A 16,280-nucleotide genomic window follows, 5' to 3' on the forward strand; every position below is an offset into this window, starting at 1 on the left:
GTCATGCAGAGTCCATTGCACATCGATCCGACCAAGGCATTGGCCGACATGTCGGCGTTCCAGCGCAAGCTGGCGGCAGGCATGGCCAACCTGCGCAACATGCGCGAACCCGAATACGCGAATACGCCGCGCGAGCTGGTCTACAGCGAGGACAAGCTCAAGGTCTGGCACTTCACCGGCCACGGCAAGGCCACCTCGAAGACTCCACTGTTGATCGTCTACGCCCTGGTCAACACGGTCTGGATGACGGACTTGCAGGCTGACCGCTCGATGGTGCGCAACCTGCTGGAGCAGGGCGAGGACGTCTACCTGATCGACTGGGGTTATCCCGACGGTGCCGACCGCTGGCTGACCCTGGACGACTACATCAACGGCTACCTCGATCGTTGCGTCGACGCGGTGCGTGCGCGCCACGATCTGGACGCGATCAACCTGCTCGGCATCTGCCAGGGCGGCGCGTTCTCGCTGTGCTACACCGCGCTGCACCCGGACAAGGTGAAGAACCTGATCACCATGGTCACGCCGGTGGACTTCCACACGCCGGACAACATGCTGTCCAGCTGGTGCCGCAGCATGGACGTGGACCTGTTCGTCGACACCATGGGCAACATCCCCGCGGGCCTGATGAACTACGTTTACCTCACCCTGAAGCCGGTGCGGCTGAACCAGCAGAAGTACATCGGCATGGTCGACGTCCTCGACAACCCGAACGAGCTGGAGAACTTCCTGCGCATGGAGCGCTGGATCTTCGATTCGCCGGACCAGGCCGGGGAGGCGTTCCGCCAGTTCATCAAGGATTTCTACCAGGGCAACAAGCTGGTCAAGGGCACGCTGGAGATCGGCGGTAAACCCGTAGATCTTGGCATGGTGACGCAGCCGGTGCTGAACATCTTCGCCGAGCAGGATCACCTGGTGCCGCCGGATGCCTCGCGTGCATTGGGCAGGCATGTCGGCACCACCGACTACACCCAGCTCGCGTTCAAGGGTGGCCACATCGGCATCTACGTTTCCGGCCGTGCCCAGCGCGAGGTACCGCCGGCGATCCACCACTGGCTGGCGGAGCGCTCCCGCTGAATTCAGTGCGATAGAGATGGAGGCAGTTTGCCGCTTGTCGCGGGATGGCATGCAGCACCGATCTCATGGGCGATGGCCAGTTCCGCGTTGAAGAGCGATTCCTTTCTTCGCAGGAATCACGAAACCAAGGAACTGGCACAGCTGCCCATCGCTCCACCATCGTCATTCCTGCGAAGGCAGGAACCGCATTTCCGTACGAGGCATCGCCATCGACGGGCGACCCATGGTCGGGCACGCCGGCGGCCACGCTTCGGCACCATCCGGCTGCCAGACATAGAACTCGCCGGAGCGTGGCCCCTTGGTATCGCGCGCGAACAGCAGGGATTTTCCGCTCGGCGAAAATGCCGCGCCGATTTCGCTGCCATTGACGTTCACCGCCGGCCCGAGGCTGCGGCGCTCGCTCCAGCCATCCTGCCGGCGCTCGCTCTGGTACAGGCCGCCATCGGCCATCACGATCAGCCGCCGGCCGTCCGGTGAAGGCAGCGGTTCGTACTCATCGCCCGGCGTATTGATCGCCTTGCCCAGGTTCTCCACCCGCCAGTGGCCCGAGTTGTCTTCGCGGGCACGCCAGATGTCGGTCTTGCCGAAGCCGCCCGGGCGATCGGAACCGAAATACAGCCAGCCGTCTGGCGCCGGGCGCGGGAACCACTCCTGGCCGCGCGAATTGACCGGCGGTGGCAATCGTCGAGGCTCGCCCCAGCCACCCCCATCGCGGCGGTCGACCTCCCAGATGTCGAGGTCCTGGTGTTTCTGGCCGTCCGTCGAACGAGTGGAGATGAAGTACAGGTGCTTCCCGTCCGAGGTGATGAATGGATCGGCCTCCACGCCGTCGCCTGCGAAGCTGGCATCGGCAGGCGTGCCCCAGCCGTCGGCGTTGCAGTGGCTGACCATGATTCGCCAGCCGCGGAAACTCGGCGAGCTGCGCACGAAGTAGAAGTCGCCATGTCCCGGATCGAAGGCGCCGTGCGACTCGAACAACTCCGACGAGATGCGTGGTGGCGCCCACGGTGCGGTGGCCGGTGCCGCGTTCGCACACAGGATCGTGCTTGCGCCGAGCAGGCCAAGGGCGAGCGAAAGATGCCAGCCGGTTGCGCGCTTCGGGTGACGATTGCCGTTCGTCATGCGTGTACTCCCTCGTGTCGTCGGTACGACTATAAGACGGCGGCGGATCGGCCGGGCCCGCCCGGGCGCATGCTACGCTTTCCTTTTCCTTGCATGCGGTCCGAGAGCAATGACGATTTCGCCGACGCCAACCCGCGAACACGATTCCATCCGTGCCGTGCAGTGGCAGGGCGATCATTTGCGCCTGCTCGATCAGCGCCTGCTGCCGGCCGAAGAGCACTGGATCGATTGCCGCGATGCGGAGCAGGTCACCCAGGCGATCCGCGATCTGGTGGTGCGCGGAGCGCCGGCCATCGGCATTGCTGCGGCCTGGGGCGTGGCGATGGCTGCGCTGCAGGGCGCGACGCTGGAGCCGGTATTGGCGACCTTGCGTGCCGCCCGCCCCACGGCGGTGAACCTGATGTGGGCACTGGATCGGATGAAGAAGCGCATCGCCGCCGGTGCCGATGCCGACGCACTGGTGCGCGAGGCGCAGGCGATCCAGGATGAAGACCTGGCCGCCAATCGGCACATGGGCGAGCTGGGGGCATCGCTGATCACGGCTGGTTCGGGTGTGTTGACACATTGCAACACCGGCTCGCTAGCCACCGCCGGTTACGGCACGGCGCTGGGCGTGATCCGCGCCGGCGTCGCGGCGGGGCGGATCGCGCGGGTCTATGCCGGCGAAACCCGGCCATGGCAGCAAGGTGCCAGGTTGACCATGTGGGAACTGATGCGCGACGGCGTCCCGGCCCAGCTGATCGCCGATTCCGCCGCCGCCCACCTGATGAAGTCCGGTGCGGTGCAATGGGTGATCGTGGGTGCCGACCGGATCGCCGCCAACGGCGACACCGCGAACAAGATCGGTACCTACCAGCTGGCCATCGCCGCGAAGTACCACGGCGTGAAGTTCATGGTGGTGGCGCCGTCCTCCACGGTCGACATGGCCACGGGCACGGGCGAGGAAATCGAGATCGAACTGCGTGATGCGGCCGAGTTGCTGAGCACCGCCGGCCGCCGCACGGTGGTCGAGGGCGCACAGGCGTGGAATCCGGTATTCGATGTGGCGCCCGCCGAACTCATCGACGCGATCGTCACCGAGCGCGGCGTGATCGAGCGGCCGAACAGCCTCGCCATGCAGGCGATGTTCGGCTGAAAACTGCCTGGCCGGGTACTTTCCGGGAGGCCCCTGGCCACCTTCTGCCGGACCCGCGTGGCCGCTTGCACGCACCTGTCGCAGCGGCTTCGGCGGCCTTGCTGCTGATCAATATGTAAGCAGTCTGCGGAGCGCTTTGCACAAGCTGTGAAGCTCGGCTGCAAGTTATTGATTTTGAAAGGCTAAATCCTGTCGTTTTAGGGCTGCTTGTGCTAAAATCGACGGGTTGATTTCGGGTCGCTTGCGCATGCGCCGGAGGCGCGGCACCAGCGTCCTTTTTTTGTCATCAAGGAAGCCGATTCATGGCAGAACTCGCCAAAGAAATCATTCGCGTCAACATCGAAGACGAGATGCGCCAGAGCTACCTCGATTACGCCATGAGCGTGATCGTGGGGCGCGCTCTTCCCGATGTGCGCGATGGTCTGAAACCCGTGCATCGCCGCGTGCTGTTCGCGATGAGCGAGCTGGGCAACGTGTGGAACAAGCCGTACAAGAAATCGGCGCGCGTGGTCGGTGACGTGATCGGTAAGTACCATCCGCATGGCGACCAGTCGGTTTACGACGCGATCGTGCGCATGGCGCAACCGTTCTCGCTGCGCTACATGCTGGTCGACGGCCAGGGCAACTTCGGCTCGGTCGACGGCGACAACGCCGCGGCGATGCGATACACCGAAGTGCGCATGTCGCGGCTCACCCACGAGCTGCTGGCCGACATCGACAAGGACACCGTCGACTTCGGGCCGAACTACGACGAGAGCGAGCACGAGCCGCTGGTGCTGCCGTCGCGCGTGCCGACCCTGCTGGTGAACGGTTCGGCCGGCATCGCGGTCGGCATGGCCACCAACATCCCGCCGCACAATCTCAACGAAGTCATTGCCGCGACGATCGCGCTGATCGATGAGCCGGCGCTGTCGATCGACCAGCTGATGCATTACGTGCCGGGTCCGGATTTTCCGACCAGCGGCATCATCAACGGCTCGTCCGGCATCATCGAGGCCTACCGCACCGGCCGCGGCCGCATCCTGGTGCGGGCCAGGGCAGAGATCGAAACCGAGGCCAACGGCCGCGAGACGATCATCATCCACGAGCTGCCCTACCAGGTGAACAAGGCGCGGCTGATCGAGAAGATCGCCGAGCTGGTCAAGGAAAAGAAGCTCGAAGGCATCAGCGAGCTGCGCGACGAGTCCGACAAGGACGGCATGCGCGTCGTCATCGAGATCCGCAAGGACGCGATGGGTGACGTGGTGCTGAACAACCTGTTCCAGCAGACCCAGCTGCAGGTCACCTTCGGCATCAACATGGTGGCCCTGCTGGACGGTCAGCCGAAGCTGCTGAACCTCAAGGACATCCTCGAGGCGTTCATCCGCCACCGTCGCGAAGTGGTCACCCGCCGCACCATTTTCGAGCTGCGCAAGGCACGCGCCCGCGCGCACATCCTCGAAGGCCTTACCGTGGCGCTGGCCAACATCGACGAGATGATCGAACTGATCAAGACCTCGTCGTCGCCGGCCGAAGCACGCGAGCGCATGCTGGCACGCAAGTGGCAGCCGGGCATGGTCGGCGCCTTGCTCTCCGCCGCCGGCGCCGATGCGTCGCGACCGGAGGACATGGACCTGCGCGAAGGCCTGAAGGCCGACGGTTACCAGCTGTCCGAAATCCAGGCCCAGGAAATCCTGGCGATGCGCCTGCATCGCCTGACCGGCCTGGAGCAGGAAAAACTTTCCGACGAATACCGCCAGATCCTCGAGGCGATCCGCGCCCTGATCGAGATTCTGGAAAACCCCGATCGCCTGCTCGAGGTGATCCGCGAGGAACTCGAGGCGATCAAGGCCGAGTTCGGCGATGCCCGTCGCACCGAGATCCAGCATTCGCAGGAAGATCTCAACGTGCTCGACCTGATCGCGCCGGAAGACGTCGTGGTCACGCTGTCGCATACCGGCTACATCAAGCGTCAGCCGGCCAGCACCTACCGCGCGCAGAAACGCGGCGGCAAGGGGCGTTCGGCTTCCGCGCTGAAGGACGAGGATTTCGTCGAGCAGCTGTGGGTGGTCAACACGCACGACACCTTGCTGGCCTTCACCAGCACCGGTCGGGTCTACTGGCAGAAGGTCTACCAGATTCCCGAGTCGGGCCCGGGTGCGCGCGGCAAGCCGATCATCAACCTGCTGCCGCTGGGCGAGGGCGAGAAGGTGCAGGCAGTGCTGCCGATCCGCGAGTATGCGGAAGATCGTTTCGTGTTCTTCGCCACCAGGCACGGCACGGTGAAGAAGACCCCGCTGTCCGAGTTCGCCTTCCAGCTGCAGAAGGGCAAGCTGGCGATCAAGCTGCATGACGACGACGCCCTGGTCAATGTGGAACTGACCGACGGCAACAGCGACATCCTGCTGTTCGCCTCCAACGGCAAGGTCAATCGTTTCGACGAGAACACCGTGCGCTCGATGGGCCGCACCGCTTCCGGCGTGCGTGGCATGAAGCTGGTCGGTGGCGCCGAGGTGGTGTCGCTGATCGTGGCGGCCGAAGGCGACATCCTCACCGCCACCGCGCGCGGCTACGGCAAGCGCACCGAACTGGCCGAGTTCACCAAGAAGGGCCGTGGCACCCAGGGCGTGATCGGCATCCAGTGCTCCGAGCGCAACGGTGCGCTGGTGGGCGCGGTGCAGGTCACCGAGGCGCAAGAGCTGATGCTGATCTCCGACCAGGGCACGCTGGTGCGTACCCGCGTGGCGGAAGTCTCGCAGCTCGGTCGCAATACCCAGGGCGTCACCCTGATCAAGCTGCCGGCCGACGAAACCCTGGTCAGCGTGATGCGGCTGGATGCGGAAGAGGACAACGGCGAGGATGCCGAAGTCGTCGGCGCAGACGTGCCCGGTGGTGGCGACGATGCGGCGACCGAGCCGGCGGCCGGCGAAGAGTAGGCCGCCCTCTTGGCGAAACGAAAAACCCCGGCGTCGCCGGGGTTTTTTTTGAATCCGTGGCGGGCGTGGCGGATTCAGCGCAGGCTGTCGACCGCCGCCAGCATCGCCTCGGCGCTGGAAACGCGCAGTTCACCGGGTGCCTCCACCTGCACCAGGCGCGCCACCCCATCCTCCGCATACAGCGCAAAACGACGCGTGCGCAGGCCCATGCCGAAGGCTGTGCCATCCAGCTCCAGCCCCAGGGCGCGGGTGAAACTGGCGTTGCCGTCGGCGAGCATCAACAGGCCGGCCGGAACCTGCTGCGAGGCGGCCCAGGCCTGCATCACGTAGCCATCGTTCACCGCCAGGCACATCACGTCGATGCCACGCTGCCGGAACTCGGCAAAATGCGCCGAGTAGCCAGGCAGGTGCCGGTTCGAGCAGGTCGGGGTGAACGCGCCGGGTACGCCGAACAGCAGCACCTTGCGTCCAGCGAACAGGGCGGCGGTCTGCGCTGGCTGGATGTCGCCGTCGATGCACTGGACGGCAGTGTCGGGAATCGTGTCGCCGGGCTGGATGCTCATGCGGGTCTCGGGTCGGGGAGGGGATCGCGCCATGCTAAACGTGCCGCGGCGGGCTGTCGCCTTGAATCGTCCGCGGCCGCACCTATTTTCTGTCTCAGGCGGTAATCGACCGCAAACCAATGCAAGGAGACAAACAATGAACCTGGGTCGTCATGGCATCTGGAACGCGGGCAACGGCCTGCCCGAAGAGATCCGTCAGGCGTTCGACCGCTTCCTGCAACCGGAAGACGGCGATGCCTCCAACGTGGTCACCAGCCAGTGGGCGCCACGCGTCGACATTCGCGAGGACGAGCAGCGCTTCGTGATCCTGGCCGACATCCCTGGCGTGGACCCGGCGCAGATCGAGGTGAGCATGGACAAGGGCATCCTCACCATCAAGGGCGAGCGTGATGCCGTCGCCGCGGAAAAGGACGGCAAGTTCACCCGGGTCGAACGTGCGCGTGGCGCCTTCCATCGCCGCTTCGCCCTGCCGGACAGCGCCGATGCCGAGGGTGTGACGGCGACAGGCAAGTTCGGCGTGCTGGAGATCGTGATACCGAAGAAGGCGCAGGCGACGCCGCGGCGCATTACCATCAACGTGAACCACTGAGGATCGGGTGGCTGATCCCGCGGCGGCGTCGACCCGCCGCGGGTTTTGCGTGAGTCGGGGAGCGGTGAGTGGAATTCAAAGACTATTACGAGATCCTGGGTGTGAAGCCCGATGCCAGCGAGGCCGAGATCAAGTCGGCCTATCGCAAGCTCGCGCGCAAGTACCACCCTGACAAGAACAAGGAAGCCGGCGCCGAGGAGAAGTTCAAGGCGGTCAACGAGGCCAACGAGGTACTCAAGGATGCCGAGAAGCGGCGTTCCTACGACCAGTTGCGCGCCGGCGGCTACCGGCAGGGCGAGCAGTTCAGGCCGCCGCCCGGCTGGCAGGGCCAGCACGGCTTCGGTGGCGGTGACGATAGTGACTTCAGCGACTTCTTCGAGAGCCTGTTCGGGCGCGGCGGTGCCGCGGGTGGTGGCCACCGCGGCCAGCCGCGTCCGCGTCGCGGCCAGGATGTGCAGGCTTCGGTGCAGATCGACCTGCAGACGGCGTTCGATGGCGGTCGCACGCGGCTGGCGATGCACGATCCGGCCGGTGGCGAGCGCGTGCTGGAAGTGAAGATTCCCGCGGGCATCCAGCCCGGCCAGGTGATCCGCCTGTCCGGCCAGGGCCAGCCCGGCATGGCCGGTGGGCCGAACGGCGACCTGTTGCTGGAAGTGGGTATCCGTGACGACGCGCGTTTCCGCCTGGACGGCCGCAACGTGGTGCACGTGCTGCCGATCACGCCGTGGGAGGCGGCACTGGGCGCGGCCGTGCCGGTGCCGACCCTGGCCGGAACGGTCGACCTGCGCATCCCGGCGGGTTCGCAATCGGGGCGCAAGCTGCGGCTGAAGGGCCGTGGCATGCCGGGTGCCCATCCCGGCGACCAGCTGGTGGAGCTGTCCATCCGCACGCCACCGGCGGACACCGACGAGCAGCGCGCCGCCTACGATGCGCTGCAGGCGGCGTTCGGCGATTTCACCCCGCGGTAACGTTTGACAGGTGCGCAGACAGAAAAACGGCGCCCTGAGGGCGCCGTTTCTCGTTGTTTCCGGTGATTGCTCAGCCCGGCAGGAATTCTTCCAAGGCCTTGACCAGCTCTTCCTCACGGATCGGCTTGGTCACATAGGCCTTGGCACCCTGGCGCATGCCCCAGACCTTGTCGGTTTCCTGATCCTTGGTGGTGACCAGGATGATCGGGATGTGCGCCGTGTCGGCGTTCTTGCTGATCGTGCGGGTCGCCTGGAAGCCGTTGAGGTTGGGCATGACCACGTCCATCAGGATCAGGTCCGGCTTTTCGGCCTTGGCCACTTCCACGCCGGCGGCACCGTCTTCGGCGGAAAGGGTTTCATGCCCGAGTTTTTCGACGATGCGCTTGATGCCAAGCAGCTGTGAAGGGGAGTCGTCGACGATCAGGATGCGTGCCATAGAAAAATAATCCCCTGCGAGTTTCGTTGATTCTAAGCCGTGGTGATGGTACTTCCAAGCGCAGTTTCTTCAAACCGTGCTGTCGATGCGCACCAGGGTACGTCCGAAGGATTCGCCTGCGAGCATACGCGCAAACACGCCCGGCAGCTCGTCCAGCCCTGCTTCGAGGGTGACGATGCGTTCCAGCTGCCGGGGTTTCCAGTCGCTGGCCAGATGCTGCCAGACGCTGTCGCGCAGGTCGCGGGCGGTGCCCGCCGAGGCGATCCCGAGCAGGCTGGCGCCGCGGATGATGAACGGCATGACGGTGCTGTCGAAGGCGATGCCGCCGGCGTTGCCGCAGATCGCCACGTTGCCGTACGGGCTGATCAGGGGCAGCAGGCCGCCCAGCATCGCGCCGCCGACGTTGTCCAGCGCGCCGCCGAAGCGGGCGGAGTCCATCGGCTTGCCGCTGAAGGCGAGCTGGTGGCGATCGACGCATTCGCGGGCACCGAGCGCGCGCAGCGCATCGAAGTGTTCCGCCTTGCCGCTGATCGCGTGCACTTCGTAGCCGGCACGGCTGAAGATATCGATCGCCAGCTGGCCCACGCCGCCGCTGGCGCCGGTCACCGCGATCGGGCCCAGAGCCGGCGTCTGCCGGTTGTCCTGCATGCGCAACAGCGCGAGCGCCGCGGTGAAGCCGGCGGTGCCGATGATCATGCTTTCGCGCACGCTCAGCGCGGCAGGCAGCGGAATCGTCCAGCGCGCGTCGAGCCGGGCATATTCGCCATAACCGCCGTCGCGTGTCTCGGACAGGCCGCTGCCGGTGCACAACACGGCGTCGCCCTCCCTGAACGCGGGGTCGGTGGAGGCTACCACCCGACCGGCCACGTCGATCCCGCCGTTCAGCGGATAACTGCGCAGGATGCGTCCCTTGCCGGTGCCGGCCAGGGCGTCCTTGTAGTTCACCGACGAGTAGGCGACCTTGATCAGGACTTCACCCGGGGACAGCGCGTCGGGTGTCATGTTCTCGATGCCGGCGCGATGGCCGGCGTCGTCGTGGTAGATGCGGAAAGCGCGGAAACTGTTCATGGCGGTGCCTCCGGTCAGGCGTCGACGCTGCGGGTGTCGATCCACTTCGGCACGTAGCTGCCCTGGTAAGCGGCCATCCAGTCGAACAGCTCCGCCATGCTGTCGCCGAACCAGATGCCATCGCGCTGTTCGGCCCGCACGAAGTTTTCCTGGACCATGTGCTGCATCATCTGGCGCAGGTCGCGATAGTAGCCACGCACGTCGAGGAAGGCGCAAGGGTACCGATGCAGGCCGAGTTGGGCCCAGGTCAGCATCTCGAACATCTCGTCCATGGTGCCAAAGCCGCCGGGCAGGGCGACGAAGGCATCGGACAACTCGTACATGCGCGTCTTGCGCTGATGCATGGTCTCGACCACCACCAGCTCGCTGAGCCCCGGATGGGCCACTTCCAGCTCCACCAGCTGGCGCGGAATCACCCCGATCACCTTGCCGCCACCGGCGAGCACGGCATCGGCCACCACGCCCATCAGGCCGACGTTGCCGCCGCCGTAGACCAGGGCGATGCCGCGGCGTGCCATTTCGGTGCCGAAGGCATGGGCCTGTTCGGCGTACTCGGGATGTCTGCCGGAGCTGGAGCCGCAGTAGACGCAGAGGGCGGTGGGTTGGGACATGTAGAGGGACTCGTCTTCTTTCTCGTCATTCCGGCGCTGAAGGTTCCGGAAATTCAAACGACGCGGCCCGCCCATGTCGCCACGAGCGGGCCGCTTTGTCGTCGTGCCGGGCGATCAATTGCCCTTGTGGATGGCGCGCTTGTCGACCGACAGGGCGGCTTCGTGCACGGCTTCGGACAGCGTCGGATGCGCATGGACGATGCGCGCCAGGTCTTCGGACGAGCCCTTGAATTCCATTGCCACCACGCACTCGGCGATCAGTTCGGAGACGCCCGGGCCGACCATGTGCACGCCCAGGATGCGGTCGGTTTCGGCGTGGGCGATCATCTTCACCTGGCCAATGGCCTCGTTCATCGCCACGGCGCGGCCGATGGCGGCGAACGGGAAGCTGCCAACCTTGTACGGCACGCCGGCGTCCTTCAGTTCCTTCTCGGTCTTGCCGGCCCAGGCCACTTCCGGCTCGGTGTAGATCACGAACGGGATGGTGTCGTAGTTGACGTGGCCGGCCTTGCCGGCGATCCACTCGGCCACCGCCACGCCTTCCTCGGAGCCCTTGTGCGCCAGCATCGGGCCGCGTACCGCGTCGCCGATCGCCCACACGCCGTCCACGCCGGTGTGGCAGTGTTCGTCGACAAGAATGCGGCCGCGCTCGTCCAGCTTCACGCCGGCGTCGTCGGCCAGCAGGTTCTGCGTGTAGGCGCGGCGGCCGACGGCCACCAGCAGCTTGTCGACGACGAGCTGCTGCTCGCCGCTCTTGTCGGTGTAGGTGAGATGCACGCCGTCCTTCTTCACCTCGGCCTTGTTGAGCTTGGCGTCGAGCTTGATGTCCAGGCCCTGCTTGGCGAACTCCTTGGCGGCAACCTTGGCGATGTCGGCGTCGGCCACCGAAAGGAAATCGGGCAGCGCTTCGATGATGGTCACTTCCGCGCCCATGCGGCGCCACACGCTGCCCAGCTCCAGGCCGATCACGCCGGCGCCGATCACGCCCAGGCGCTTCGGTACCTCCGTGAAGTCCAGCGCACCGGCATTGTCGACGATCGCCTTGCCGTCGAACTTGGCGAACGGCAGCTCGATCGGAATGGAACCGGAGGCCAGGATCACGTTGGTCGCGCTGATCGTCTGCTTGCTGCCGTCGGCGGCGGTGATCTCGACCGAGTTGCCCTTCAACAGCTTGCCGGTACCGAAGAACGGGGTGACCTTGTTCGCCTTGAACAGCTGAGCGATGCCACCGGTGAACTGCTTGACGATCTTGTCCTTGCGGCCGATGAACGTGCCCATGTCGACCTTGGCATCGCCCACGCTGATGCCGTGCACCGGCAGGTTGTGCGCGATGTTCCAGAACTGGCGCGAGGAATCGAGCAGCGCCTTGGACGGGATGCAGCCCACGTTGAGGCAGGTGCCGCCCAGCGCGGGTTTGCCGTCCTTGCCGGTGAACGCGTCGACGCAGGCCGTCTTCAGGCCCAGCTGCGCGGCGCGGATCGCGGCCACGTAGCCGGCCGGGCCGGCGCCAATGACGATGACATCGAATTTTTCGCTCATTTTATTCACTCAGGGGAATAGGGAATCGGGAATCGGGAATCGTTGGAGCAGGGCGGGCTTCGCTTTGACGATTCCCGGTTCTCCATTCCCGATTCCCGGCCTTTGATCGCATCGCAATCAAAGGCCCAGCAACATCCTTTGCGGATTCTCCAGCTGGTTCTTGATGTCGACCAGGAACAGCACCGCGTCCTTGCCGTCGATGATGCGGTGGTCGTAGGACAGCGCGATGTACATCATCGGCGCGGCGATGATCTGGCCGTTCTCGACGATGGCGCGCTCCTTGATCGTGTGCATGCCCAGGATCGCGCTCTGCGGCGGGTTGACGATCGGGGTGGACAGCAGCGAGCCGAAGGTGCCGCCATTGGTGATGGTGAACGTGCCGCCCTGCAGGTCGTCCAGCGCCAGCTTGTTGGCGCGCGCCTTGGTGGCGTAGTCAGCGATGCCCTTTTCGACGTCGGCGAAGCTCATGTCCTGCACGTCGCGCAGCACCGGGGTGACCAGGCCCTTGTCGGTGGACACCGCGATCGAGATGTCCTGGTAGCCGTGATAGATCACGTCGTTGCCGTCGACCGAGGCGTTGACGAACGGGTAGCGCTTCAGCGCTTCGGCGGCGGCCTTGACGAAGAAGCTCATGAAGCCGAGCTTGATGCCGTGTTCCTTCTGGAACGCCTCGCCCAGCGTCTTGCGCATCTTCGTCACTTCGCTCAGGTTCACTTCGTTGAACGAGGTGAGCATGGCGATCGAGTTCTTCGACTGCATCAGGCGCTCGGCGATGCGCGCGCGCATGCGGGTCATCGGCACGCGTTCTTCCGGACGCGAACCCGGAGTCGGCTTCGCCGCCGGCGCGGCGGGAGCCGCGGCAGGACGCGAGCCGGCGTTGACCACGTCTTCCTTGATGATGCGGCCGTCGCGGCCGGTGCCGGCGATGGCGGAAGTGTCGACCTTGTTCTCGGTGGCGACGCGCTGCGCGGCGGGCGAAAGCTCGGCGGCGGCCTTCGACGCGGCGGGGGCGGGCGCCGCGGCGGCGGGCGCCGGAGCGGCAGCAGCGGGGGCCGCGGCAGCCGGTGCCGGTGCAGCGGCTGCGGCACCTTCCTCGATGATCGCGATGATCTGCTCGCTGTTCACCGTGTCGCCGACGTCGTGGCGGATTTCCTTCAGCACGCCGTCAACCGGCGAGGGCACTTCCAGCACCACCTTGTCGGTTTCGAGGTCGACCAGGTTCTCGTCGCGCTTTACCGCGTCGCCGGCTTTCTTGTGCCAGGTGGCAATGGTGGCGTCGGAGACCGACTCGGGCAGGACGGGGACTTTGAGTTCGATGGACATGTGAATCCTTGAGTTAGTGCGCTCATCCATGATCGCGAAGATCAAGAAGCGGCCATCCTGGCCGCACTGTTCGGAAAAGCCGCTTATTCTGCAGAGTGATCGGTGCCGACCGGCGCGACCAGCGCCTGTTCGACGAGTGCCGCCTGTTCGGCGACGTGTGTGTTGTGGTGGCCAGCCGCCGGTGCCGGCGAACGGGCGCGACCGGCGTACGACAGGCTGTGCTTGACGCCGGTGCAGGCCTGCAGGTGATGGCGGATCTGGAACCACGCGCCCTGGTTCATCGGCTCTTCCTGGCACCAGATCACTTCCTTGGCGGAAGGGTACTTGTCCAGTTCGGCGGTGACCTCGACGCGCGGGAACGGATACAACTGCTCGACGCGCACGATCGCCACGTCCTTCAGTTCGCGCTTCTCGGCTTCTTCCAGCAGGTCGTAGTAGACCTTGCCCGAGCACAGCACCACGCGCTTGACCTTCTTCGCAGCCAGCTCGCGATGCTCGCCGATCACCAGCTGGAAGCTGCCGTTGGCCAGTTCGTCCAGGGTGGACACCGCCAGCTTGTGGCGCAGCAGCGATTTCGGCGTCATCACGATCAGCGGCTTGCGCACCGGGCGCAGCATCTGCCGGCGGATCATGTGGAAATCCTGCGCCGGCGTGGTCGGCACGCAGACCTGCATGTTGTCGAACGCGCACAGCTGCAGGAAGCGTTCCAGACGCGCGGAGGAATGTTCCGGGCCCTGGCCTTCATAGCCGTGCGGCAGGAACAGCGCCAGGCCGCACAGGCGGTTCCACTTCGCTTCGCCGGAGCTGATGAACTGGTCGATCACCACCTGGGCGCCGTTGGCGAAATCGCCGAACTGGCCTTCCCAGATGTTCAGCGTATCCGGGTCGGTGGTGGAGTGGCCGTACTCGAACGCCATCACCGCTTCTTCGCTGAGCAGCGAGTCGATCACCTCGACGTCGGCGCTGGCGCGCACGTTGGCCAGCGGCATGTAGGTGTGGCCGTCCTTCTGGTCATGCAGCACCGCATGGCGGTGGAAGAAGGTGCCGCGGCCGGAATCCTGGCCGACCAGGCGCATGTCGTAGCCGGCATCGACCAGGGTGGCGTAGGCGAGATTTTCGGCGAAGCCCCAGTCGGCCGGCTGCTCGCCGGCGGCCATCTTGCGGCGGTCGTCGTAGATCTTCGCCACGCGCGCCTGCAGGGTGAGGTCGGCGGGCAGGCTGAGGATCTTGCTGGAGAGCTCCTGCAGCTTCTGCCGGGGCACGCCGGTGTCGACCGGGGTCGACAGCTTGCCGCCGATGAACTTCGCCCAATCGACGTGGCCGTCGCGCACCGGCGACGGGTCGAGGTCGGTCATCGGCGCGCCGGCTTCCAGCCGTGCGCGATAGGCTTCGAACTGCTTCTGAGCTTCGCCGTCGGCCAGCACGCCCTGCTTGACCAACTGCTGCTGGTAGAGGTCGCGCGTGGTCGGGCGCTTGCGGATGATCTGGTACATCACCGGCTGCGTCGCGGCCGGTTCGTCGGCCTCGTTGTGGCCGTGGCGACGGTAGCAAACCAGGTCGATCACCACGTCGCGGCGGAACTGCTTGCGGAAATCGTAGGCGATCCGGGTCACCAGGATCACCGCTTCGGGGTCGTCGCCGTTCACGTGTAGCACCGGCGCGTTGACCATCTTGGCCAGGTCGGTGCAGTACATGGTGGAGCGCGCGTCCTGCGGATTGGAGGTGGTGAAGCCGACCTGGTTGTTGATCACGATGTGCAGGCTGCCGCCGATGCGGAAACCGCGGGCCTGCGACATGTTCAGCAGTTCCATGTTCACGCCCTGGCCGGCGAACGCGGCGTCGCCGTGGATCAGCACGGCCATCGACTGCGTGTGCGCGGTGTCGCGGCGGCGGGTCTGGCGCGCGTGCACCGAACCGGTCACCACCGGGTTGACGATCTCCAGGTGCGACGGGTTGAACGCCAGCGCCACGTGCACGCCGCCCTTCGGCGTCTTGACGTCGGCGGAGAAGCCCATGTGGTACTTCACGTCGCCCGAGTGGGCCGGGTCGTCGGGGTGGTCGAACTTGCCCTCGAACTCGTCGAACAGGGTCTTCGGCGGCTTGCCGAGGATGTTGACCAGCACGTTGAGGCGGCCGCGATGGGCCATGCCGATGACCAGTTCCTTGATGCCGTTGTCGCCGGCTTCGCGCACCACGTCGTCGAGCATCGGGATCAAGCTGTCGCCGCCTTCCAGCGAGAAGCGCTTCTGGCCGACGTACTTGGTGTGGAGGTAGCGCTCCAGGCCCTCGGCGGCGGTGAGGCCATCCAGCACGCGCTGCTGGCCGGCCTTGTCCAGGCCGCTCTGGCCGGCAGCCTGTTCCAGCCGGCTGTAGATCCAGTTGCGCTGCTCGTGGTTGCTGATGTGCATGAACTCGGCGCCGATCGTGCTGGCGTAGGTCTTCTGCAGGCGGGCCAGCAGGTCGCGCAGCTTCAGGCGCAGGCCGCCGCCGGCGTAGTTGCCGGTGTCGAATTCGGTGTCGAGGTCGGCATCAGACAGGCCGTGGAAGGCCAGGCCCAGGTCGGGCGCCGTCATCTTCTCGGTCAGGCCGAGCGGATCGAGGTCGGCGGCAAGATGGCCGCGCGAACGGTAGGCGGTGAGCAGGCGCAGCACGCCGGCCTGCTTGCGCGCGTGTTCATCGCTGACCGGTGCGGCCGTGGCGCCGTTGTGGCGCTGCTTCTGTGCCGCTTCGATGCGGGCGATGGCCGCGGTGTGGGAGACGTCGCCGGACTCGCGACCCTTGAACGATGAGAAATACGTGGCCCATTCGGCGGGAACCGACGAGGCGTCGGCCAGCCAGGCGTCATACAGCGATTCGACGTAATCGGCGTTGCCGCCTGCGAGTTGGGAAGATTCGAAGAACTCGCTGATCAGGTTTGTAGTCACGTCACCACCGGCA

At 65.7% G+C, this 16,280-nt stretch carries 13 protein-coding genes; 5 read left to right on the forward strand and 8 right to left on the reverse strand.

What is annotated here, in order from left to right:
* Positions 1-3: 3 nt before the first annotated feature.
* The gene (locus ASD82_RS16400; protein WP_056718853.1) at positions 4-1,074 is read left to right on the forward strand and encodes a class III poly(R)-hydroxyalkanoic acid synthase subunit PhaC; all 1,071 of its coding nucleotides are present in this window, start codon (positions 4-6) and stop codon (positions 1,072-1,074) included.
* 162 nt (positions 1,075-1,236) lie between these two features.
* Here ASD82_RS16400 and ASD82_RS16405 read toward each other — a convergent pair whose 3' ends face one another.
* Positions 1,237-2,196: a PD40 domain-containing protein gene (locus ASD82_RS16405; RefSeq protein WP_082542742.1), complete on the reverse strand. Its 960-nt coding sequence runs from the start codon at positions 2,194-2,196 to the stop codon at positions 1,237-1,239.
* A 109-nt stretch (positions 2,197-2,305) separates the two neighbouring features.
* Here ASD82_RS16405 and mtnA point away from each other — a divergent pair, with 109 nt between their 5' ends.
* Both mtnA and gyrA read left to right on the forward strand, forming a co-directional pair.
* Entirely contained in the window at positions 2,306-3,331 is a 1,026-nt protein-coding gene (gene mtnA / locus ASD82_RS16410) for an S-methyl-5-thioribose-1-phosphate isomerase (protein ID WP_056718854.1), read from the forward strand.
* A gap of 302 nt (positions 3,332-3,633) precedes the next feature.
* A complete protein-coding gene (gene gyrA, locus ASD82_RS16415; RefSeq protein ID WP_056718855.1) occupies positions 3,634-6,246 on the forward strand; it encodes a DNA gyrase subunit A in 2,613 nt (870 codons plus the stop codon).
* Positions 6,247-6,320: 74 nt separating this feature from the next.
* Here the strand turns inward: gyrA and ASD82_RS16420 are convergent, their stop codons facing one another.
* Positions 6,321-6,809 (reverse strand): peroxiredoxin, encoded by a 489-nt coding sequence (locus tag ASD82_RS16420; RefSeq protein WP_056718856.1) that lies wholly within the window; start codon positions 6,807-6,809, stop codon positions 6,321-6,323.
* Between the two features lie 136 nt (positions 6,810-6,945).
* Here ASD82_RS16420 and ASD82_RS16425 point away from each other — a divergent pair, with 136 nt between their 5' ends.
* Positions 6,946-7,398, forward strand: coding sequence for an Hsp20/alpha crystallin family protein (locus ASD82_RS16425; RefSeq protein WP_056718857.1), 453 nt, complete (start codon positions 6,946-6,948; stop codon positions 7,396-7,398).
* 68 nt (positions 7,399-7,466) lie between these two features.
* Positions 7,467-8,366 carry a J domain-containing protein gene (locus ASD82_RS16430; protein WP_056718858.1) on the forward strand — a complete coding sequence of 300 codons (900 nt, stop codon included), beginning with the start codon at positions 7,467-7,469 and terminating at the stop codon, positions 8,364-8,366.
* A 70-nt stretch (positions 8,367-8,436) separates the two neighbouring features.
* On the opposite strand, the gene pilH is transcribed toward ASD82_RS16430, so the two are convergent.
* The 6 genes from pilH to ASD82_RS16460 form a co-directional block, all read right to left on the reverse strand.
* On the reverse strand, positions 8,437-8,802 hold the full coding sequence (gene pilH, locus ASD82_RS16435; RefSeq protein ID WP_056718859.1) for a twitching motility response regulator PilH: 366 nt from the start codon (positions 8,800-8,802) through the stop codon (positions 8,437-8,439).
* 69 nt (positions 8,803-8,871) lie between these two features.
* Entirely contained in the window at positions 8,872-9,870 is a 999-nt protein-coding gene (locus ASD82_RS16440) for a YhdH/YhfP family quinone oxidoreductase (RefSeq protein ID WP_056719163.1), read from the reverse strand.
* A gap of 14 nt (positions 9,871-9,884) precedes the next feature.
* The gene (locus tag ASD82_RS16445; RefSeq protein WP_056718860.1) at positions 9,885-10,481 is read right to left on the reverse strand and encodes a TIGR00730 family Rossman fold protein; all 597 of its coding nucleotides are present in this window, start codon (positions 10,479-10,481) and stop codon (positions 9,885-9,887) included.
* Positions 10,482-10,595: 114 nt separating this feature from the next.
* Positions 10,596-12,020, reverse strand: coding sequence for a dihydrolipoyl dehydrogenase (lpdA, locus tag ASD82_RS16450; protein WP_056718861.1), 1,425 nt, complete (start codon positions 12,018-12,020; stop codon positions 10,596-10,598).
* A 117-nt stretch (positions 12,021-12,137) separates the two neighbouring features.
* Positions 12,138-13,343: a 2-oxoglutarate dehydrogenase complex dihydrolipoyllysine-residue succinyltransferase gene (odhB, locus tag ASD82_RS16455; protein ID WP_056718862.1), complete on the reverse strand. Its 1,206-nt coding sequence runs from the start codon at positions 13,341-13,343 to the stop codon at positions 12,138-12,140.
* Between the two features lie 83 nt (positions 13,344-13,426).
* Positions 13,427-16,267 (reverse strand): 2-oxoglutarate dehydrogenase E1 component, encoded by a 2,841-nt coding sequence (locus tag ASD82_RS16460; RefSeq protein ID WP_056718863.1) that lies wholly within the window; start codon positions 16,265-16,267, stop codon positions 13,427-13,429.
* Between the last annotated feature and the right edge of the window lie 13 nt (positions 16,268-16,280).

The sequence above is a fragment of the Rhodanobacter sp. Root179 genome (assembly GCF_001428465.1).
In the GTDB taxonomy this organism is placed as follows: Bacteria; Pseudomonadota; Gammaproteobacteria; order Xanthomonadales; family Rhodanobacteraceae; genus Rhodanobacter.